We start from the raw sequence: 21,564 nt of genomic DNA, 5'->3' as shown, positions 1-21,564 counted from the left end.
CTAACGTCTTCTTCATTTTCTGCAGCATTTTATTATCAATCGAACTTATTGCAGGATACCTTCAATACGATGGAGCACGTCTTCGCCTAGTTCGATGCCTGATGCTTTCGCATTTTCAGTTACCTGATCCGGACGACTGGCTCCGACAAGTGCACTTGCTACGTTGTCATGGCGTAGAATCCAGGCCAATGCGAGATTTCCAACGGAAATCTCGAGCTCCGCAGCAATTTCTGCAAGCTGCGCTACTTTAGCAATTTTCTCATCCGTGATCCCCTCGCGCACCCATTCCAACTTGGCGGCACGACTGTCCTGCGGGATGTTGGCGACGGATGTATATTTACCGGTCAACAACCCTTGTGCAAGTGGACAGAAGACGACTTGACCGATGCCGGAACGTTCGCTAAGCGGGATGATTTCCTTTTCGATATAGCGATCGAACATATTATAAATGGGTTGATTAACGATGATGCGGTCCAATAAATATCGGTCGGCAACCCCGAGTGCCTCCGCGATCTCGGATGCTTGCCACTCGCTTACGCCGGCATAGAGCACTTTGCCTTGGCGAATGAGATCGTCGATGGCCCGAAGTGTCTCGTGCAGCGGTGTTTCCGGATCGTGGCGATGGCAGTAGAAAATGTCGATGTAATCGTGATCAAGACGTTTCAAGCTTGCGTTCACTTGCTCGGTAATGTGTTTGCGCGATAATCCGCGGTCGTTAGGACCGTCTCCCATGGGCCAGAATGCTTTGGTAGCCAGTACATAGGATTCACGCGGATAATCCTTGAGTACTTTTCCGACGAGTTCTTCCGCGGCTCCATTCTCGTAGACATTCGCCGTATCGAAAAAATTAATACCCAGATCGTAGGCGGTTTTAATCGAATTCACTGCATTTTCGCGTTCGACGTAACCTCCATAGGTAAGCCAGCTTCCCAAGCTGATTTCACTGACTTTAAGTCCGCTTCCGCCTAATCTTCTGTATTTCATTGGGTAGTCCTCCTTAACTCGTATTCCTCGTGTACTATACCAATTTATATACAATTGAAGAGGCGAGATGCTCTAAAATCGTAGATGTGCTTAAAATAATATTTTTTTCTGTACATTCAAACCTCTTGGTTCATTCCAGCGTTACCTTTTAATAACATCATATTTTCATAGGAGGTTGTCAAAGGATGAAAAAAATGGGGAAGCTGCTTCTTGCAGTTACGCTAAGCGCAATGCTGCTGGTACCGGGGCTCGCTATGGCTGAAGAGGCTACAGTAGGTAAAGGTGACGTAAAAACGGACGCACCGACGGCGGCTGAGTTTGGTTTACTTAACGGTGACCGTAATGGCGTTGACGCTGAATATTTAGCCAAGAGCACGACTCGTATGCAAGCGGCTATTATCTCGCTGCGGCTGCAGGGGAAGCTTGATGAGGCAAGCGCATATACGGGTAAGGAGAATTTTGACGATGCGAATCAGGTAGGAGCAAACAACCAAGCTATTCTTGCTTATCTGAAGAGCAACCCTCAATACGGTTGGAAGGGCGATGGAGCGAATCATTTCAGTCCACTAGCACCTGTAAGCTCACAACAGTTGTATAAGGTACTGCTTGAGGTTCTAGGTTATAAATCGGATAAGGACTTTGCTTACGAGGATACAGAATCTTTTGCTGCAGACAAAGGGATGAACCAAATCTCTGGTGTCTCAGCGTTGATAAATAATCATGTCTCCACAGCACTTGTTGAATCCTTATACGGATCGATGTCTGATGGACAGAAGCTTTTTGATAAATTACAGAAAGACGGCATCATTCCTGCTTCCGCGAAGCTGCCTGATAGAATTGGTATACGTACGGACGCCAAACTTGGAACTGTCCTCGTAGACGGTAAAGGCCGTACACTCTATTACTTCTCCAAGGATGCTCAGAATTTAGATGCCTGTCAAGGGCCATGTCTTGCGAATTGGCCTATCCTAAGTGCGGATCAACTACAGATTCCAGCTTCGATGAATCCTGAAGATTTTACCGTTGTGACGCATGCGGGAGGTGCGAAGCAGTGGATGTACAAAGGCTGGCCTCTCTATACGTTCGCAAAAGATAATAAAGCTGGCGATACGCTGGGTGAAGGCGTTATGGGCGTATGGTTCGCGGCTAAGCCGGACTACCGTGTTATGCTTGGTTCCAACGCAGAGTTAGGTCCGTATCTGACAGACGATCAAGGTCGCACATTATACTATTTTACGAAAGATAAGCCGCAAATGAGCGCTTGCGAAGGCGAGTGTCTTGCGATTTGGCCGGTATATGGGACCATAGAAGGCAGTGTGCCATCAACCCTGAATAAGGAAGACTTCGGCGCCATCACACGTCCTGACGGCACCAAGCAAGCGACCTTCAAAGGCTCCCCGCTGTATTACTTTGCGAAAGACGTCAAGCATGGCGACACATTGGGTCAGAAAGTGAAGGATGTATGGTTCGTGATTGATCCCGGTAAATTCAATGGTGTACCAGCGGCTAAGTAGACTGTAATCAGAACATAAACTAGTGAAATTATAGACTTGTCAAAATCGTAATTACCCACATCAGCAGGGGAACTGTAACATCGGTTTCCTTGCTGATGTCTTCTTGTTTTTAGCCATAAAAATATTGCGCGTGTAAAACCAGGTTGAAATATTGAACCGGTGCGACCAAGGAGGCCTCGTCCGTATGCACCATCTATCTGACTACGAATTAATGCTGCTCGTGAAACAGAAGGAACAGGAAGCGTTGTCCATTTTGTACGATCGTTACGTGTCCCTCATTTATTCCTTCGCCTGCAAAGCGACTCGAGACGAACAAGCCGCACGGGATATTGTCCAATCCGTTTACGTCCGGCTGTGGACGACGGATTCGGGGTTCAATCCAGATAAGGGAAAGTTCACAAGTTGGCTAATTACAATCACCCGAAATTTGACGATGGATTGGTTGCGCCAGCAGCGCAGGCACAGCAATGGGCTTATTCCTTATCTCCCCGAAGAAATGGAAAGCATCCCTGATCAAGCGGCCACACCTGAAGTACATGTGGAGAGAGAGTCACTCAAGGAGCAAATTCGCAATGCCTATCGCTTTTTGTCTAAGCAACAGATCGAGCTTCTAGAGGATTTTTATTGGCGAGGTTACAGCCTGAGAGAATTGGCCGAGCACTATAGGGAGCCTTTGGGCACCGTGAAGAACAGGCTGCATCAGTCTTTGAAAATATTACGCAGACATCTGGTCGTAGAAGGAGAGGGATGACCTTGAACGAGAAAACACAATCCGTTTGCGAATTGTACCTGGATTATTTATCTGGTGTATGCACTGAGGAAGAGCGCATTGTCTTTGAGCGTCATCTGCCAGGCTGCGAAGCCTGCCAAGCGGAGACCGCTGAACTACAACCGGTATGGGAGAGGATGTCCGCAGATATGGAACAAATCGAACCGCCAGAAGATTTGAAGCAGCAAGTGATGAAGGCGGCTTTTGCTGCTGAGACAAACCGTCGAAGTGTAAAATTACGTTGGTTGCGAAAAGCTCCTGCCGCTGCGGTGATTGCTATGTTCCTTTTCGGTTCGGCATGGAACTTCTGGTTGTATCGTGAACGTATAAATATGTCAACGACTGCTGAAACGCAGTATGTAGACCCATCACAGATCAAAATAGCTATTCCGCTGCAATCTCAATCTCTTGATGATTCCAAGGCTTCTGGCATCGCCTACATCCTCGACAAAGGGAAGAGCAAGCAGTTCGTGGTATATGTCTACGGAGCCACGCCAACGACCGGTGATCAAGCCTATCAGGTCTGGCTCATTAAGGATGGTATTCGCTCCAGCGCAGGAACGTTTCGGGTTGCATCTGAAGGTGCCGGTGTCGGCATGCTGACGTTGCCAATGGAATCTGATACTCCCAATTTTGATCGGATCGGGATTACGCTTGAACCGGACGACAAGGGAGACCAGCCTCGCGGTGAAAAAATGTTCGGATCAGTGTAACACATTGCAATGAAGCCCTTAGAGGAGTTATAGGAAAGGTTAGCGAATAATATTGAATATACTATATCGAAGGTGAAGATCAATGATTTTCTGTCCAAATTGAAGTGTTACTTCAAATTGTTATACGAGGAGAAAACACAATGGATTTCGAAAAAATCAGAAAAACTTTGACATGCTCGGATTGCCCGGGAAGCGAGATCAAGATCGCGCACAGCTTTAACGAGGGTGGCATCTATTCACGGACACCGATGAAAAGAGCGGAGCGTACGGAATACCGGCACCTTAGCGAACGGATTCTATTCGTTTGCAGCCAATGTGGTTGGATTCTTCGGGAATATGCCGAAGACACGGGTAAGTTAAAGTAGAACTTGAGTTGGAAAATAAGAAAGTGAAGGAGCTGCTTGCGTGCAGCTCCTTTCTCGTTTATTGAAGTAAAGGGCAGGAGAGTTGAATAACTGAGCGAATACTACTAAATACGATTAATTTGAAAACTAAACTTAGATGGAGACATTACAATGAAGATTTTTTTAGTAAGGCACGGCATGGATGAAGAGGGATTTCGAGGAGGTTGGAGTAACAGGGGGTTAATTGACCAAGGCGTCCTTCAATCGAGGAAACTTGGTGAGGATCTATATCGTCATCCAGAGCAATACGGTATTCATACAATCCTGAGCAGCGATCTTGCACGTGCTGTTGAAACAACAAGGGAAAAATTGAACAAATTCTCAAAATCGAGACCATTTACTCAGAAGAATGGAGAGAAATGAATAACGGAGTGCTAGCTGGAATGCCTAATAAAGAAGCCGAGGAAAAGTATCCAGGGATTTACTTTAATACTCTACAGATGGATACTCCTTTTCCGGGAGGCGAAACTCCATTACATTTTTATAACAGAATTAGAAATTCATTTGAAAACTTATGTATGAAGCTTGAAAATCAAGAAATCCAGTCGAATGTATTGATAGTCACACATGGAGGTGTCATTAATATCTTGTATTATTTTTTAAACGGTCAGGAATGGACCAACCAATGTTCATTCTTTCCTATTGATAATACAAGTGTACATACGGTTGAGAAGATATGCGACAAATGGAAAATTACTGAAAAGAATATAACTAAACATTTATAGAATTTTTGAAAGCTTCTGAAATTCGTTAGTAACGGGCCAATCGACAGAGGAGAAACGATTAAGGTGAAATTAAAAAAATATAGTGGTGTGATGCTGGCTTGGACAGCTGTGTTACACACGGTAGTCGGGATTGTCGTTTATTGGCAGCAGATCACTGAAATCGCGAATGACGGTGAACGGGCTTATTCGGGTCAATCAAGTATAGCGTAACTGAGTGCGAGATATATTCGTAGACGAGGTATAAGAGGTCGATTCTTCAATAAGTAACGAAGACGGGGCTGCCGGCATGGATCGGTAGCCTATTTGCGCTAACTGGCAGGTTAATGTACTATGATTGAATTCGTTTAATCTGGAAACATTTTCATGTATCTAACGTCTAATATATTGAACGCAGACCTCTATATATCGACTGATTGGACACAATTTGGCGTGATAACGGGGGAGCTACAATCATTCGATGGGGGATAAACACAAGTGAAAAAGTTGCTATATACATTTGCAATGATTAGCGCAATATCTATCGGTTCAACTGCATTCGCTACGGGGGGGATAAGCATTGCGGTAAAAAACAAACAAATTCTAACCGACAGTCCGCCCATTTACGATCAAGGCAGGGTACTGGTTCCACTACGCGCCGTCTCTGAAGCACTAGGCGCCACGGTAGATTGGAATCAGAAATCCAAAACCGTGACAGTCCGCAAATGGTCGGAGACCGTTATGCTAACCGTAGGAAAAAAGACAGCTTCAGTTGGAATAGAAGGAAGCACAGGGGATTCATCAGAGAAGGTTCCCTTGGATGTTCCTGTAAAAACCTTCAAAAATCGTGTGTATGTTCCTCTTCGGTTTGTATCGGAGCAATATGGTTATAAGGTCGATTGGAACAACAATACGGTCTCCATTCAGTCACCGCTGGATCAGAATCAAAAAGCCGAGCTCTATTCAGGTGATCTGCAGACGAGCAGAAAATTTGTCATGGATGCGATTCACTCGGGGATTGGTCACTACGAGCATATGCCGTTACAAACCTTGCATGCGTACGAGGACTACAGTACCACCTTCATCTTTCCCGAGGGAGAGGCGTTGCGGTTTTTTGCAATTGAAGGGAATGAAACGGTAACACTTTTTGAATATCAGGACGATTTTCTCGTGGCGACCTGGCAGGCTCATATCAATGAGAACGGAGAGGATTCCATTCAGCAATTATTGAAGGATAATCTCATTGACCATACAGGACCGACACCGAAAATCAATAAATCCTTTTTATACTACAGCCACGGCATTATGGGGGATAGCAGTTGGGAGGAATCTGGCCAAATCAGTATAAGTGGTAAAGTTACCCAAACAGGCAGTAAAAGTGAGATAGCAGGAGAGGTGAAGAGCTCTTCCGGGACAATCACACTGACACGACCGGATGAAATTCGGAAGGAAGTTATTAAAATACCGCAATAATTACGAGCCGTTGAATGAAACAGATGAAATCATACTCTTCGACTTGGACGAATGCCAATACAGGTAGTAAAAATAACAAAATCAGTATTCATCCAGGTACTACACACTTCTTTGAATTCCCCAAAAATGGACCGACCTATGGTTCTGCATCGGACGCTACTTTCCCAGAAGCAGAGCCGGATTTAATTAGTGCACTTGGCAAAGACGGAACAATTGGATATGTACTGAAAAAGGACCTGGACGGTGAGATTCCAAACTCTCCTAAGGAAGCATTAGCTATACAAAAAAAGCTTGAAGATGCAGGCGGTGTTCGAGAAATCCCACTATATGATGTTGATGGTGAAACCGTGATTGATGTATTCAGTATGGGTTGGAAATAGATAGCGATATGCTTTGCTTATGAAAAAATATTAATTTAGGGGAAACATATGAAAAGAATAATGTATTTATTATTAATTATTTGTTTATTCATGCTTACGTCATGTCAGAAAAAGCCATCTCCACTAGATACTCCAGTTACCATTAAAGTATTAGCTTGGAATAAGGATATATTTTATCAGCAATATGGAGATTTATTTCTTATTGATAATAAAGTTGTGGATCTAGACGTTATTTCCGTAACAGATTATTTGAAAGATAAAGAGAGTAAAACGGAAGTATTTGAAAGAGTAATTAAAGAACAGCATCCAGATGTAGCACTGATTAGCACGGACTCTTATGAAATTTTACAAGATAAAAATATGTTAACCCCTCTATTACCATTTATTAAGAAATCGGACGTTGAACTTTCAGATATTACTCCCGCAGTGGTCAATTTTCTGAAAGACGAAACAGGAGAATTATATGGTCTTGCGGCCACTTTTGTAGGAAAAGCAGTGTATTATAACAAAAAACTTTTTGATCAATTTGGCATTCCTCTACCTAATGACTCTATGACTTGGGATGAAATTTTTTCATTAGCCAAACGATTCCCCAAAGAAATTGATCGAAACACACCGTTACTGGGATTATATGATAGAGATTTTTCCAACCCTATGGTAATGGCTTTAAAAATTGGCGGGGGTGGGGGATTATCTTTTTTTAATGGTAAGGAAATCACGATGAATAGCCAGTCCTGGAATGAAATATTTCAAAGTGTGATAGATTGCGTGAAGATAGGGGCTTGTGGAGATTACACAGCACAAGTAAAAGATCAGGGATGGAAGCAGGAGAAATCGCTAGCAAGTACCTATCCTTTTTTAAAAGGGAATATTGCAATGGCTATTGATGATTCTAAATTATATACATTGATCGATCGAAAAGCAGAGCAATATAAGAATATAGATTGGGATGTCGTGTCATTTCCTATTCGTGCTGAACATCCTGATATGGGAAACGGTATGGATATCGAAGAAATTTTTGTGATCAATTCAGAATCGAATAAAAAAGAAGCTGCATGGGAGCTCATTAACTTTGTAAATGGAAATGGTTACGCTAAAATATTCTCCCGAGTCAATACACTGGGGCTATCAGCACGAGAACCTTCCTCAGATCAGGGAGAACATAACATTCATGCTTTTTACAATTTGGATCAAATGATGAATACGACGATGACGCAGATGAGAAAGTTACCGCGGCCAGTAGTTGAAAAACTCGATGAGCTGTCTTTAAAATACCTTGCTGATGTTTATGAAGATAAACTTACTGTCTCCGAGATGTTAAATCAATTCCAATCTAACTTGCAAGATTATATGAGCAACTGAGTTCCACAATCATGATGAATTTTGAAGTTTGAAAATTTGGAGGTTGTGTGTAGGGATATGAAAAAATTAACGAGTGCTTTATTCGGGTGTTTAGCGATTTTACTTTGTTCAATGCCAATGTATGCTGAATCTAATAATAAGCTTAAGCTTATTATCAACAGCGAAATAATTAATTCAGATTCTCCGCCTTTGGTTATTAATGGAAGAACTATGGTTTCATTAGATTCACTGAGGAAGTTAAATCTTAATTTGGATTGGAATTCGAAAAATAAAACCGTTACCGTAACGACGAAGGCTAGTAAAGATAAATTGATTCTTAAAGTAGGTGAGAAAGAAGCTACATTCAAAAATACAAAGATATCATTAGAATCACCTGTTCAACTAAGAAAAAATCGAGTAATGGTTCCTTTACGTTTTATTAGTGAGGCTTTTAAATCAGAAGTAAGATGGGATAAAGAAACAACCACAATTGTTATTCGAAGTTTTGATAAGATAGACACTTATTCCACATTATATCAAGGGGATGATTTAGTCGCTGCTCGTAAAATAGCTGTATCCCTCCCTATAATTGGTGAAAACAAATTAGCCTCGAGTAAAGAAATGTCGTCTCATCAATTGTATTTTCCAGAAGGGGAAGTTTTGCGATACTACCATACATGGGGGAATTTAATTTCTTATTATGAAATTAATAATGATATGAGCTATTTAGTTTGGGAGGGAGTGGAAAGTCAACCAGGTATCTATTCTAAAGAAAATGGAAAGCGACCTGGCCCTGAAAAAAGTGAGGTTTATTTTGATCTTGCAAGAGATTCTAAAGATGTAGCTTATGGTAAGGTAAAATCAGAAGAAGTTTTAAGGGGGAAGTTAGATTCTAGTTCAAACTTTTTAGCTGGTATGATTCAATCGATTCCTGATGAAACACGAAATGATAATGTTTTAATAATTTTATAGAAAACCTTTACCTTAATTGATTACATGTAGCACATAAAGGGCAAAGCTTCCACTTGCAGAACCTCCCCAAAAATACGTTTACGATCTACCGCTGAGTGAATGAGCCGATCCAAATTTTGAATGCGTTGTTGCATGAAAAATCCCCTCTCATCGTATTTTCCCGACCTATGCATTGTTGATATCTATTCTATGGTCAAAATATATACTGATATAGCTTAGAGAAGACATGCTGTTATATTTTTCGATAGAAACTGGCGAAAAAGTATCCAAATAGTATAATTGTTATATATATCCTATAGCGGACTGACCAGGAGGACGGCATGAAATTTCAACCAGTGTATTATGATGGGGAATTATTTCTACCGAAGATCGAATTAAATATGACATCGAACCAATCGATTGGCATTATAACGGACTTGAAGCGAAAGCAGCTTTTAATGAATCAATTAGTGAATCATTCCCAATATTATTTATTTCGAGCTGGGCAAAGCGAGTATATGCGTTTAACGGTGGAAGAGCTAATCACTTTCCTAATCAAAGTAACGGAGAGGAATGAGCGTGTCGCTTTGTTAATGGATTATTTTGCTTTAAAGGAAGAACGGAAGGTGAAAATCAAGGATCTAAGCTCATCGAAAAGGATGTATGTGACATTGCTGCGTGCCTTTTTTGCGCATCAACCTACACTTGTACTGGAGGAACCCTATTTTTACTTGGAAGAACAAGATCGTCGGCATTTTAAACGAATTTTAGATAACCTTTCGAAAGAAAAGCAGATTTTAATTTTAACTTCGAATCTAGAGGATGCCATTATTTCCTGTGATGCAATTTACCGATTGAACGAATTCGGATTGCATCAATTGGATATTCGGGACTCAGAAGAGGATAAGCAGGAAGTACAGAAACAAGATGAGGCCAATATAACCTTGCAGAAGATATCTACAAAAAGAAATGACAAAGTGATTTTATTTAATCCGCCTGAAATCGATTTTATAGAAAGTATAGATGGTTCGATCCATGTTCATGTGGGTGGGGAAAATTATGACTGTGCTTTGACGCTAACCGAGCTCGAGCAGAGATTGTTAAATTTCGGTTTTTTTAGGTGTCATCGATCCTACATCGTTAATCTGCAAAAAGTAAGAGAGATTATTACATGGACGAAGAATAGCTACAGCTTGCGATTAAATACAGGTAAAGATGCCGTGGTTCCGTTATCTCGTTCAAAATTGCATGAATTAAAAGCACTTCTTAACATTTAATTTCCGTGGTATTGCCGAACCAATCAAGCATTCAATGGTACCATTCAGGCGATAATAGCTACATTTCGGCGGGTTTTGATGGCTGGAAGCATGCAATCTTTATATATTTAAGCCATCAACTCTAAGGAAGTGGTGTTAATGAATGTTATCCAAGTAGAACATATTCGAAAGAGATTTGGAAATAAGGATGCATTAGCAGATGTGTCTTTTTCAATTCCGAAAGGGGAAATTTTTGGTTTCCTAGGTCCGAGTGGTTCAGGAAAAACAACATTAATAAAGATTTTAACTGCGCAGTTAAATCTGACGAGTGGACAGGCAAGTGTATTTAACCAGCCAGCAGAGATGATGCATCAGTCTCCACAGAAGATGCGCTTTGGCATTTTGACGGATAACAGTGGTCTATATGAGAGATTAACTATAGAGGAAAATTTAGAGCTGTATCGCCAATTATATGATCTTCCTAGATCTTCGATCGGTAAGGTGCTGCAGTTTGTAAACTTAAGCGGAGAGCGCAAAAAGAAAGTCAATCTCTTATCGAAAGGGATGCGTCAGCGTGTCATGTTGGCATGTGCGATTATCCATGAGCCAGAATTATTATTTTTAGATGAACCTACTTCGGCTTTGGATCCAGCTAACTCAGCACATATTTATAAAGGCTTACGCTACTTAAATGAGAAAGGGACAACGATCTTTTTAACTACGCATGATATGGCTGAGGCAGAATTGATATGTAACCGTGTAGCGATTTTGTATCAAGGACAAATTCAAACCATCGGCTCACCAAAGGAGCTTAAAAAACAGCATCGAGAAAACGTAGTTTGTGTTGACTTAATAAATGGGGAAGCATACGAGCTCCCGATCGATGAGGGAACGGCTGATCAAATAGCCGATTGGATGAAACGAGGGTTAATTGATCGATTAGAAACGAAAGAACCGAGTCTAGGTGAGGTCTTCATTAAAATGACAGGAAGTGAGTTACTATGAGTATCTCATTAAAACGTGCTCGAGCGATATTTGTGAAGGATTACAAAGAGTTTTCACGCAATTATGCGATCTCCATTAGTTTGCTTTTTCCAATTATCTTGTCACTTCTTTTTCGAAGTGCAGGCCCGTCTTTGAATGGAGCTTTCGCTTTCGGTCTTGTTCTTAATACTTCGTTTGTGTTACTAACGTGTTTAGTACAAGCATGCTTGATTGCGGAAGAAAAGGAACGTAACACTTTACGATCATTAATGATGACTCCGGCCACGGCCATGGATGTTTTAATCGGTAAAAGTACTTTAGTCTTTGTCATGTCTGCTGTTGCTCTGGCTATTGCTACGTATTTAATTGGCTATGAGCCAGCTAGTATATGGGCGTTTGTGTCAGCAATCATTCTTTCGATTATTCTATACATAGCAGCCGGGACGATATGTGGTTTATTCTCCAAGACGTTGTTTGATGCATCATTATCTATACTTCCGGTGGCGTTCGTATTTACTGCAGCACCATGGGGAGCGTTTCTAGAGGAAGATTTTCCGATTTTCAAAGTGCTGGATTATACACCAAGCATTCAACTTGTGCATTTGCTAAATATACGCAATTTAGGCTTTACGACGGGAGATTTACTAAAACCCCTCCTCATTATTTTGGTATGGACGGTTGTATTAACGATTGTATCTGTTGTTTTGTACAAACGACGGTTAAAGGATGAATAATAAAATCGCGTATTTCTACCGAGGAGGGATCAAATTCCGATGAATTTAGCCGTAAAGTTGATGCGAGAATTCAAAGACCGCGATAACCGTCAAAAGCTAAAAGGCTATCGGGACAAAGCGGAGCTCATCAGGGAACGGAATTTGGAAGCTTGGGACGATCAGCGGATGCAATCGGAATCTCTCCGGCTGAAAAAGGAAGCAAAATCGGGTACGCCTTTGGATGAGCTGCTTGTCGATGCCTATGCGCTAGTCTGCGAGGCAGCGAAGAGAACGCTCGGATTACAGCCTTACAATGTCCAGATCATGGCTGCTATCGCTCTGCACGAGAGATTTTTGATCGAGCAGCATACCGGCGAAGGAAAAACGCTCTCTGCTGTTATGCCTGCTTATCTAAATGCGCTAACCGGCGAAGGCGTTCATGTACTGACTTTTAACGATTATTTGGCAAATCGAGATGCGGAGTGGATGGGCCCGATCTATCGCTTCCTCGGGTTAACGATAAACTCGGTTCAAGCGGGCATGAGCCTGTTCGAGAAACGGGAAGCGTACGCTGCGGATATAACCTATGTTACGGCCAAAGAGGCGGGATTCGATTATTTGCGCGACACGATCGCTCTAGACGAAGTCGATACCGTGCATCGTCCTTTCCACTACGTCATCGTCGATGAAGCGGATTCACTACTTCTCGACGAAGCGCGGGTGCCGCTAGTCATCGCCGGCGAGCCGGGCTCTTCCGGCAACGACGGCACTCGTTTCGCAGCCGTGGCTAGGCAGCTCGAGCAAGATGAGCATTATGACTTCGATGAGTTCAAGCGGAACGTTTATTTAAATGATGCGGGCTCAGCGAAAGCGGAATCGCTGCTCGGATGCGGCAATTTATACGAAAGCCATAATAGTCATTTGATAATGTCGTTAAATTGCGCGCTGCATGCGGAATTGTTATTGAAAAAAGACGTCGATTACATCGTCCGGGACGGTAAAATCGAGCTGATCGACGAATATACCGGCCGCGTGGCGGAGAACAGGTATTTGCCGGACGGGCTGCAAGCCGCGCTTTCGGCCAAAGAAGGGCTACAGTCGAAAGCCGGCGGGAAAATTCTCGGTACGATCACCCTTCAACACTTTCTTAGCCTATATCCAAAGATTTGCGGAATGACGGCTACCGCGCACGCTTCTGCAATGGAATTCGAAGATATTTATGCGTTGCAGGTCGTGCAAATTCCACCGAACCGGCCAAACATACGGATCGACCATCCGCACCGGATTTATACCCATAAAGAAGCCAAGCTTAAGGCGATTGTACAAGAGATTTTGTCCGTCCATACAACGGGACGTCCGATTCTCATTGGTACGTCAAGCGTCGAGGAGTCTGACATGCTGGCGGAGGCGCTAGCGGTTGCCGACGTATCTTACCATGTTCTGAATGCGAAAAACGATGCAAAAGAAGCCGAGATCATCGCCAAAGCTGGAGAAATCGGCGCCGTGACGGTGTCTACGAATATGGCGGGACGCGGCGTCGACATTCGTCTCGGCGGCGGCAACCCTACGCAAGCAGAAGTTGTCGCCAAGCTAGGCGGGTTGTACGTGATTGGAACGCATATGCACCAAAGCGTGCGGATCGACAACCAACTGCGCGGGCGATCTGGTCGCCAAGGCGACCCGGGAGCTTCCGTATTTTTCATAAGCTTGGAGGACGAGTTGATGCTTCGGTTCGGCATCAATAAAGTAATTCACGCTCCTAGACAGGATGAGACTCTCGAAGAGTCGGTGCTCCCCAGTAAAATCGCGCATATTCAGCGCGTTATTATGGGCCAAAACTTCCATATCCGCAAGGAACTGAACTGTTATTCGGATATGGTGGAGGAACAGAGGCGTATTCTATACGAGGAGCGGCTCGGGATTTTGAAAGGCGAGACGCCGATGAGCCCTTCGGAGCAACGGGTAAGGCTTTATTATATCGACAAGTTCTGGGCTGACCATCTGGCATACGTTTCTTACATTCGCGAAAGCATCCATTTGACGAGCCTTACGAACCGCAATCCGATTGACGAATTTCATGTGCAAATCATCCAAGCATACGAGCAAATTCCGGCTAAAATAAATAGAGAGTCGGCAAATATGCTCGTAAAGCTCGGAGGTTCGAATGATCCGGAGAAGTGGGAAAAGTTTGGGCTGAAGAGCCCTACTTCCACATGGACTTATATCATGAACGATCAATACATAGAGTACCTGCAGAATCCCAGTTCATGGGCCCCAGAGACGATACTCGCTTATTGGCTTCGCAAGATGTTGAGACCGGTATTCGGGTGGTCAAAATTTTGATCGGGACGAATACGAGCGAACGCTCGATTCGTCTTGTGCTGAAAATCGAAGCGTTGACTCCGTGTTGACTTCGTACAGTATCAGGTCAGGAGGGATAGAGTGGTACAAAGGCATGAAAATCTAAAAAGTGTATCTGTTAGCACCCGCTTAATCGCTTTTTTGTGGGATTATGTTATCATTTTGGGTTATCTCTTCCTGTTGTTCGGAGTATCTTTTCTGGTAAAACCGTTGCTGATTCCACTGTTTAGGGCAAGCCCTTTATCGGGGGAAATTACAGGGTTTCTATTGATTACGTTGCCTGTATATCTTTATTTTGCCTTAAGTGAGGGGTCGAAATCGCATGCGACATGGGGAAAACAAAAAATGGGGATTGTGGTTACCGACGTGATTGGTCAACCAATCGGACTTGGAAACTCTCTTTTACGCTCTGCCATAAAATTCATCCCATGGGAACTGGCTCATTTCACCATTTGGCATATTGTCATCCCTACTGATTATCCAGATTATTTAATTTATTCATTATTTACCGCGGTTTATGGACTGGTGTTTATTTATCTGATAAGTCCCTTAATGAACAAAAATAGACAAACTATTTATGACTTTATTGCGGGGACCGTTATTAGGCACAAGGATTAAGAATCCATCATTCCATTCCCAGAAGGAGTTACTCTAACGGGCAGACTGTTAATACCCTATATAACATATGCAGAAACTAAGATTGGAAAAAACATACAAGACCAATCATTTATGATCTTTAGGGCAAGAAATAATAATAGGTAAAATCCAAAAGGAACCGTTACAAAATGGCGGTTCTTTTTGTCAAGAAAATTGAACTTATTTAGGGAGTGCTATTATGCTTAGTTATAAGAACACGACAACGGAAATTTCAAATAGTGGGATTGATACAGTTGTTCTATCGGTTGGAGCAACGGAACAGTTTGGACCTAACTTGCCAATGCATTTAGATACGCTTATCGCAGAGCTATACGCCGATGCTTATGGAAGAGAATTAAATGCTTACGTGTTACCTACAATTCCGTTTAATACCTCTGAAGAACATGCCAATTTCAAAGGAACAGTTACGGTAAGCCCCAATATATTAACAACCATGCTCGAAGAAGTTATGATTTACTTGATAAGACAAGGCTTTAAGAAGTTTTTGGTCTGCACTGGACACGGTGGTTCATATTGGGAGGGAGCATTCGTCAAGCATATGAATTACAAGTACCCACAGATTATCTTAATTTCCGCAAATCATAACAATCGAAACGGCAGGGTTACAAGGCTTAACGAAATGCACGGTGGGTTATTGTCCGTTTGTACAGCGATGTGGCTTTGCCCAGAACTAGTTAAAACAATATCAATGGGTTCAGATATACCTTCAGAAAACCGTCTTTATGCAGATTACTTAGGATGGGATAAACTAACTCAGGATGGTTGTTGGGGAAAGTTTGAAGAAGGAAGTTATTCACACGAGGAACTAGCTGAGAAAGGAAAGCTATTTTGGAACACATTTATTAACAAAAGGACTCAAGGCTTGAAACAAATCCTAGATGAGGGGTACCGTCGAAAAACTCAAGCATGATACATCAGGACATGATAGTTAATCAAAACAAGGATCAGAGCGCCGCGCCATATGCTCCTTGTTTTATTAGCGAACGTGTTATAAGCGGTTTGAAATCTTAAATAAAATTATATATTAAAATATTGATTTTCTTTGTCGCTCTTTAGCATGGAACCTTTTCTAGCAGATTGATAATCCGAACTTTATTTTAAATCAACAGTATGTTAATATATAACCGACAGGCAGTCGGTCTATAGATTGGAGATGTAAAAATGAGAGTTGTAAAAGAAGCGGAGGAACGCAGGAACGAAATACTTGACGCGGCGGATGAGCTTTTCGGTCAGAAGGGCTTTGACGGCACAAGTACAAACGATATTCTCGAAAAGGTCGGAATTGCGCGGGGAACGCTTTATTACCACTTCAAGTCGAAGGAGGATATTATGGACGCGCTGATAGAGCGGTATAATGTCCGTATTTTAGGTGCGGCTCAGGAAATCGCTGTAGATAAAAGCATACCCGTAATCGAGCGCGTGATCCGCGCTGTAATGGCACTGAACATAAGTGGCGGAAGCAGCAAGGAAATTATGGACCACATTCACAAGCCACAGAACGCGCTTATGCATCAGAAAATACAAAAGGTCATCATCAACGGACTTCCGCCGATACTGACGGGAATCATCCGCGAGGGCATTGAGCAGGGAATGTTCAGCACACCGTTTCCGTATGAATGCATGGAGATGGTTGTGATCTATGCGAATACCGTTTTTGATGATGATATGGTTACAATGACGAACGAGGAGCGCGGTTCACGAATGCTAGCGTTTGTTTGCAACGTAGAAAGGCTGCTCGGTGCAGAAAGCGGAAGTCTTATGGAGACTATGCAGATGTTTGGTAGAGGTGATGGAAGCAGCGATGAATAAGTCGGGCAATGGCAGAGGAACGGGATTTCTCATTATCATCGCTGGGATGCTGTTATGTGTGACTTCGGTCATTCTGTATAACTTAAAATCGGTTAAAAAGCTTGAATACAGAGGTGACTTATGTATTTCAGAATAATTCGCAATGACATATCAAAAAGCAAACTGATCACGTTGACAACGATGATATTTGTTGCTGCCGCGGCGATGCTTGTTTCTCTCGCGGCTATACTCGTCGTCAATCTTTCGGGCGCGATAGATACGCTTATGACGAGGGCGGAAACTCCGCATTTTATGCAGATGCATTCGGGTGAAATGGATACTAATCGGCTAACGAAATTTGCGGAGCAGAACAGCAATGTCGATGAATTTCAGGTGCAAGAATTTCTCAACATGGACGGCGCGCGGATTATATTAGGCGATAGTTCGCTTGCGGATAATGTTCAGGATAACGGATTCAGCATCCAGAGCAAAAAATTCGATTATCTTCTTGATCTTGACGGAAACATCATAAATGTATCCGACGGCGAGCTTTATGTTCCAATAAATTATATGAGGGACAACACCACAAAGGTCGGCGACAAGGCAGTAATAAGCGGGAAGGAATTTACCGTTGCGGGATTTCTCCGCGATTCGCAGATGAATTCCATGCTCTCCTCCTCAAAGAGATTTCTTGTAAGTAGAAATGATTACGCGGAAATTAAAAACCTTGGAAGTACGGAGTATCTGATTGAGTTCAGATTAAAGGATTTGTCGGCACTCGGCGCATTCGAAACCGCTTATGCCTCCGCAGGACTTGAAGCGAACGGACCAACGATTACATATCCGCTTTTCAAAACGATCAACGCAATTTCCGACGGGATGATGATTGGAGTAATCCTTCTTGTTAGCGTGCTTGTCGTTGCTATCGCTTTTATGTGCATACGCTTTACGCTGCTTGCGAAGATCGAAGACGACTACCGCGAGATAGGCGTTATGAAGGCAATAGGGCTGCGTGTTTCCGACATAAAGAAGATTTATCTTGCCAAATATGCGGCTATTGCGGCGGCAGGCTGTATTCTCGGTTTTGCACTCTCGTTCGTATTCAAAGGTATGCTTCTTGAAAATATACGGCTTTATATGGGTGAAAGCGATAATTCTTCTTTTGCCGTGGCTTTCGGAATAATCGGCATACTGCTTGTATTCCTTGCAATTATTGCTTATGTAAGCGGAGTGCTGAGACGTTTTCGGAAAATATCCGCTGCGGAAGCCATACGCTTTGGCACTTCACAAGAAAAAACTGCAGGTGCAAATCGTTTTTCCCTGAGCGGAAACAGGTTGTTTAATACGAATATTTTTCTCGGTATCAAGGATGTTCTCGCAAGGAAAAGACTTTACGCCACAATGCTTGCGGTTCTGGTGATTTCGGCATTTATCATGATTGTTCCGCAGAACCTCTACAACACGATTTCCTCAAAAAGCTTCATCAACTATATGGGGATAGGAAACTATGATCTGCGCATTGACATTCAGCAGACCGATAATATATCTGAACAAGCCGCTGAAATATTAATGACGATGAAAAGCGACAGTGCCATTTCACAGTATGCCGTGCTCACGACAAAAACTTTCAAAGCAAAGACGGCAGACGGCTCGGAAGAGAATATAAAAATTGAGCTCGGCGACCATTCGATATTCCCTATAGAATATTCCCAGGGCAGAGCGCCCGCCGCAGAAGACGAAATTGCGCTTTCGGCTTTGAACGCCGATGAGTTGAGCAAAAAAGTTGGCGAAGTCATTCCTCTGGTCATTCAGGGGAAGGAGAAAAATCTCACGGTAAGCGGAATTTATTCCGACATCACTAACGGCGGGAAAACCGCAAAGGCTGTTTTCACCGACAATTCGGCCAACATGTGTGGTTTGTTATCTGCGCGGAGCTTTCGGATCCATCTCTTGTCGACGAAAAAACTTCGGAATATGCGGATAGGTTTGTTTTTGCAAAAGTTTCAGACATTGATAAATTTGTTGCACAGACATTCGGCTCGACAATAAGCTCCGTCAAAAAGGCCTCCAATGCCGCAATTGCCGTTGCGCTGATGATAACGGTACTGGTTACACTGTTGTTTATGAAAATGCTTGTCGCAAAAGACAGGTATTCCATTGCCGTCATGAAAGCGTTCGGTTTTACTAACTCGGATATTACGGCACAGTATGTTTCGCGTTCGGTATTCGTTCTGACTGTCGGAATTCTTCTCGGCACGCTTCTGGCGAACACGCTCGGAGAGATGCTCGCGGGCGCGGTCATCTCCACGTTTGGAGCGTCGACATTTCATTTTGCGGTCAATCCGCTTTCGGCGTATCTGCTTAGTCCGCTGATGATGATAGGCTCGGTACTTATCGCAACAATGATCGGCACATCGGGCGCAGGACAAATTAAAATTTCCGAAAATATAAAGGAGTAAGCATATGAAGAAGATTATTATCGGTGATCATATCATAAAATCTTTCGGCAAGGACGATGAGAAGCGGAATGTTCTCGACGGAGTGTCCATTGAAATAAACGAGGGTGAGTTCGTTGCGGTTATGGGACCTTCAGGCTCAGGAAAATCGACGCTGATGTTTGCGCTGAGCGGAACGGATGGTGTTAGTGGCGGAAAGGTCGTTTTTGATGGCAGAGATCTATCGGCGGCCTCCGAGAATGAGCTTGCAGATATACGTAGAACAAAAATGGGATTTGTTTTTCAGCAGCCAACGATGCTAAAAAATCTGAATATCCTCGACAACATCATTCTTCCATCCATGCGCGGTAACAGAAAAAACGCTGCAAAAATAACGGAAAAGGCAAGAGCGCTTATGAAAAGGACAGGCATTGCGGAGCTTGAGAAGCGCAACATTACTCAGGTGTCGGGAGGTCAGCTTCAGCGTGCGGGAATATGTCGTGCACTTATGAGCAATCCGAAAGTTATTTTCGGTGATGAGCCGACTGGCGCACTTAACTCAAAAGCTGCGCAGGAGATCATGGACATCTTTGCCGAAATCAACGCGGAAGGTACTGCGGTTATGCTTGTAACTCACGATGCAAAGATTGCAGCGCGGACAGAACGTATTATGTTTATGCGCGACGGAAAAATCGTGAGCGAAATGCGACTTCAGAAATTCAGCGGCACAGATGTTGATGACAGGATGGAAATAGTCACAGCGAAAATGCGGGAAATAGGAATATAATTTGTTGTTTCACGATCATTGCCGATTACAATCAAGGTTTGATTCCTGAGTCCGAATTTGCAAAGGCTGAAAAATTACTTAAAAAGCATCCGGAACTAAAATATAAGAATCCTAAACCTTACAAACAAGAATAAAAAACAAGTTAACACAAAAAAGGCTGCCTCAAACGTCATCTTGGATGACTTTTTGGCAACCTCCTCCTTAATCCCTTATCATTTATGGTTCTGGCATACCGTAATCACATTAAAATCATCATCACGCATGTTGAAGAAAGATACGAACTCGTTCCGGATGATCCCACCATAAATGATTTGGAATCCCAAACTTTCTATTAAAGCAGCCGCTTCATCTATATCATCAGCGGGTACAAAGCAAAGCGGCGGAGCCTTATCTGGAATTGGAACATGATTCATTCCATTGGCATCGATCATAACGTCCGTTCCGTTAGGCAAATGCAGGATATGCATGTGACCGAAACGCTCCTGCTGCTCGCTTGAAAGGTTAAATAGCCTGCTGTACTGCTCTGCCGACTTATCCAGATTTCTGGACCATAGAATTACGGAACTGATCTGACTCCGAATGGGATTCTTACTTTCTACAGGTCTCATCATTGTGGTCTTCCTCCTTGTTTTGGAATAATTTTACTTATCATGATCTCAGTATAATTTCGTCACATAGAAAGGAATCCCTGCATAATCTACATGCTTACTTGTACATAAATTAGGCCTACAATCATACTGAAGTGTTGGCTAGCTATATATTTCAATTAGTTATCAAGTAATCAGTTGAAGGAGGGTAAAGATTGAATAATAATGCCGCAAATGACAAGCTCCATGCAAAGTCTATATTATGACCTTGGCGGTTCTTTGTATGGAGCTTAATAAAAGTAACCGCATGTTTTCATTCTGATTTGTATGGTGAATACAGTTCATAGTATAGGTTTTGCTACCTTAAAATTCAATTTAATTTTAAGGAGTAGATCTATTTTGAAATATACAAGTGCTGAAGCTATTCTGCCAAAAGAATTGCTTAAGGAAATACAGAAGTATGTGGAAGGTCGAATGATATACATCCCAAACGCAGAAGGGTCTCGAAAAAAGTGGGGGGAAAAGTCAGGCAACAGAAATTACCTGATCCTCAGAAACAGCGAGATTCGCCAGCGATTCAATGATGGATCGACGATTGATCAACTCACTGAACTGTTCAGCCTTTCCCATGATAGTATCAAAAAAATTGTGTACTCAAAAAATAGCTAAAACCTAAGGTTTGTGGGGTTAAACCCGCAAGCCTTTTCTATGTGTTATACGAGTAGTAATTGTTTTTTATATAGTTTAAATGCAGTCAATTCTATAC

At 42.7% G+C, this 21,564-nt stretch carries 22 protein-coding genes and 1 pseudogene; 21 read left to right on the top strand and 2 right to left on the bottom strand.

The window, feature by feature from the left end:
- Positions 1-45 precede the first annotated feature (45 nt).
- Entirely contained in the window at positions 46-984 is a 939-nt protein-coding gene (locus tag AC3WU2_RS24375; RefSeq protein WP_492457585.1) for an aldo/keto reductase family protein, read from the bottom strand.
- 185 nt (positions 985-1,169) lie between these two features.
- On the opposite strand from AC3WU2_RS24375, the gene AC3WU2_RS24370 reads away from it, so the two are divergent.
- From AC3WU2_RS24370 to AC3WU2_RS24275, 20 genes and pseudogenes are all read left to right on the top strand, one after another.
- Positions 1,170-2,498, top strand: coding sequence for a hypothetical protein (locus AC3WU2_RS24370; RefSeq protein WP_492457584.1), 1,329 nt, complete (start codon positions 1,170-1,172; stop codon positions 2,496-2,498).
- A 184-nt stretch (positions 2,499-2,682) separates the two neighbouring features.
- The gene (locus AC3WU2_RS24365; RefSeq protein ID WP_492457583.1) at positions 2,683-3,249 is read left to right on the top strand and encodes an RNA polymerase sigma factor; all 567 of its coding nucleotides are present in this window, start codon (positions 2,683-2,685) and stop codon (positions 3,247-3,249) included.
- A 2-nt stretch (positions 3,250-3,251) separates the two neighbouring features.
- Positions 3,252-3,980 (top strand): anti-sigma factor, encoded by a 729-nt coding sequence (locus AC3WU2_RS24360; protein ID WP_492457582.1) that lies wholly within the window; start codon positions 3,252-3,254, stop codon positions 3,978-3,980.
- A gap of 140 nt (positions 3,981-4,120) precedes the next feature.
- Complete coding sequence (locus AC3WU2_RS24355) at positions 4,121-4,345, top strand: hypothetical protein (protein WP_492457581.1); 225 nt, start codon at positions 4,121-4,123, stop codon at positions 4,343-4,345.
- Between the two features lie 150 nt (positions 4,346-4,495).
- A complete protein-coding gene (locus AC3WU2_RS24350; protein ID WP_492457580.1) occupies positions 4,496-4,747 on the top strand; it encodes a phosphoglycerate mutase family protein in 252 nt (83 codons plus the stop codon).
- Positions 4,744-5,109 (top strand): histidine phosphatase family protein, encoded by a 366-nt coding sequence (locus tag AC3WU2_RS24345; protein WP_492457579.1) that lies wholly within the window; start codon positions 4,744-4,746, stop codon positions 5,107-5,109. Before AC3WU2_RS24350 ends, AC3WU2_RS24345 begins: the two co-directional genes overlap by 4 nt.
- A gap of 63 nt (positions 5,110-5,172) precedes the next feature.
- Positions 5,173-5,319, top strand: a complete 147-nt coding sequence (locus AC3WU2_RS24340) for a DUF6463 family protein (RefSeq protein ID WP_492457578.1) — start codon at positions 5,173-5,175, stop codon at positions 5,317-5,319.
- Between the two features lie 264 nt (positions 5,320-5,583).
- Entirely contained in the window at positions 5,584-6,558 is a 975-nt protein-coding gene (locus AC3WU2_RS24335; protein ID WP_492457577.1) for a stalk domain-containing protein, read from the top strand.
- Positions 6,559-6,572: 14 nt separating this feature from the next.
- Positions 6,573-6,938 (top strand): hypothetical protein, encoded by a 366-nt coding sequence (locus AC3WU2_RS24330; protein WP_492457576.1) that lies wholly within the window; start codon positions 6,573-6,575, stop codon positions 6,936-6,938.
- A gap of 48 nt (positions 6,939-6,986) precedes the next feature.
- A complete protein-coding gene (locus AC3WU2_RS24325; RefSeq protein ID WP_492457575.1) occupies positions 6,987-8,300 on the top strand; it encodes an ABC transporter substrate-binding protein in 1,314 nt (437 codons plus the stop codon).
- A 57-nt stretch (positions 8,301-8,357) separates the two neighbouring features.
- On the top strand, positions 8,358-9,251 hold the full coding sequence (locus tag AC3WU2_RS24320; protein WP_492457574.1) for a copper amine oxidase N-terminal domain-containing protein: 894 nt from the start codon (positions 8,358-8,360) through the stop codon (positions 9,249-9,251).
- Between the two features lie 320 nt (positions 9,252-9,571).
- The gene (locus AC3WU2_RS24315) at positions 9,572-10,507 is read left to right on the top strand and encodes a LytTR family transcriptional regulator DNA-binding domain-containing protein (protein WP_492457573.1); all 936 of its coding nucleotides are present in this window, start codon (positions 9,572-9,574) and stop codon (positions 10,505-10,507) included.
- A gap of 138 nt (positions 10,508-10,645) precedes the next feature.
- Positions 10,646-11,491: an ABC transporter ATP-binding protein gene (locus AC3WU2_RS24310; protein ID WP_492457572.1), complete on the top strand. Its 846-nt coding sequence runs from the start codon at positions 10,646-10,648 to the stop codon at positions 11,489-11,491.
- Positions 11,488-12,204: an ABC transporter permease gene (locus AC3WU2_RS24305; RefSeq protein WP_492457571.1), complete on the top strand. Its 717-nt coding sequence runs from the start codon at positions 11,488-11,490 to the stop codon at positions 12,202-12,204. Before AC3WU2_RS24310 ends, AC3WU2_RS24305 begins: the two co-directional genes overlap by 4 nt.
- A 39-nt stretch (positions 12,205-12,243) precedes the next feature.
- Positions 12,244-14,526 (top strand): preprotein translocase subunit SecA, encoded by a 2,283-nt coding sequence (locus AC3WU2_RS24300; RefSeq protein ID WP_492457570.1) that lies wholly within the window; start codon positions 12,244-12,246, stop codon positions 14,524-14,526.
- Between the two features lie 99 nt (positions 14,527-14,625).
- Positions 14,626-15,162 (top strand): RDD family protein, encoded by a 537-nt coding sequence (locus tag AC3WU2_RS24295; RefSeq protein ID WP_492457569.1) that lies wholly within the window; start codon positions 14,626-14,628, stop codon positions 15,160-15,162.
- Between the two features lie 217 nt (positions 15,163-15,379).
- Entirely contained in the window at positions 15,380-16,111 is a 732-nt protein-coding gene (locus AC3WU2_RS24290; RefSeq protein WP_492457568.1) for a creatininase family protein, read from the top strand.
- A gap of 251 nt (positions 16,112-16,362) precedes the next feature.
- Positions 16,363-17,010, top strand: coding sequence for a TetR/AcrR family transcriptional regulator (locus tag AC3WU2_RS24285; RefSeq protein ID WP_018755491.1), 648 nt, complete (start codon positions 16,363-16,365; stop codon positions 17,008-17,010).
- 120 nt (positions 17,011-17,130) lie between these two features.
- Positions 17,131-19,448 (top strand): annotated as a pseudogene (locus AC3WU2_RS24280) (ABC transporter permease).
- 4 nt (positions 19,449-19,452) lie between these two features.
- Complete coding sequence (locus AC3WU2_RS24275) at positions 19,453-20,211, top strand: ABC transporter ATP-binding protein (RefSeq protein WP_492457567.1); 759 nt, start codon at positions 19,453-19,455, stop codon at positions 20,209-20,211.
- 212 nt (positions 20,212-20,423) lie between these two features.
- On the opposite strand, the gene AC3WU2_RS24270 is transcribed toward AC3WU2_RS24275, so the two are convergent.
- Positions 20,424-20,822 (bottom strand): VOC family protein, encoded by a 399-nt coding sequence (locus AC3WU2_RS24270; protein WP_492457566.1) that lies wholly within the window; start codon positions 20,820-20,822, stop codon positions 20,424-20,426.
- 375 nt (positions 20,823-21,197) lie between these two features.
- Between AC3WU2_RS24270 and AC3WU2_RS24265 the strand changes: the two genes are divergently transcribed.
- Positions 21,198-21,467 carry a CD3324 family protein gene (locus AC3WU2_RS24265; protein WP_492457565.1) on the top strand — a complete coding sequence of 90 codons (270 nt, stop codon included), beginning with the start codon at positions 21,198-21,200 and terminating at the stop codon, positions 21,465-21,467.
- Positions 21,468-21,564 lie beyond the last annotated feature (97 nt).

Source organism: Paenibacillus sp. EB106-05-06-XG162 (genome assembly GCF_058791655.1).
The sequence above is the reverse complement of the archived record's forward strand: the minus strand, read 5'-3'. Positions and strand labels throughout refer to the sequence as shown.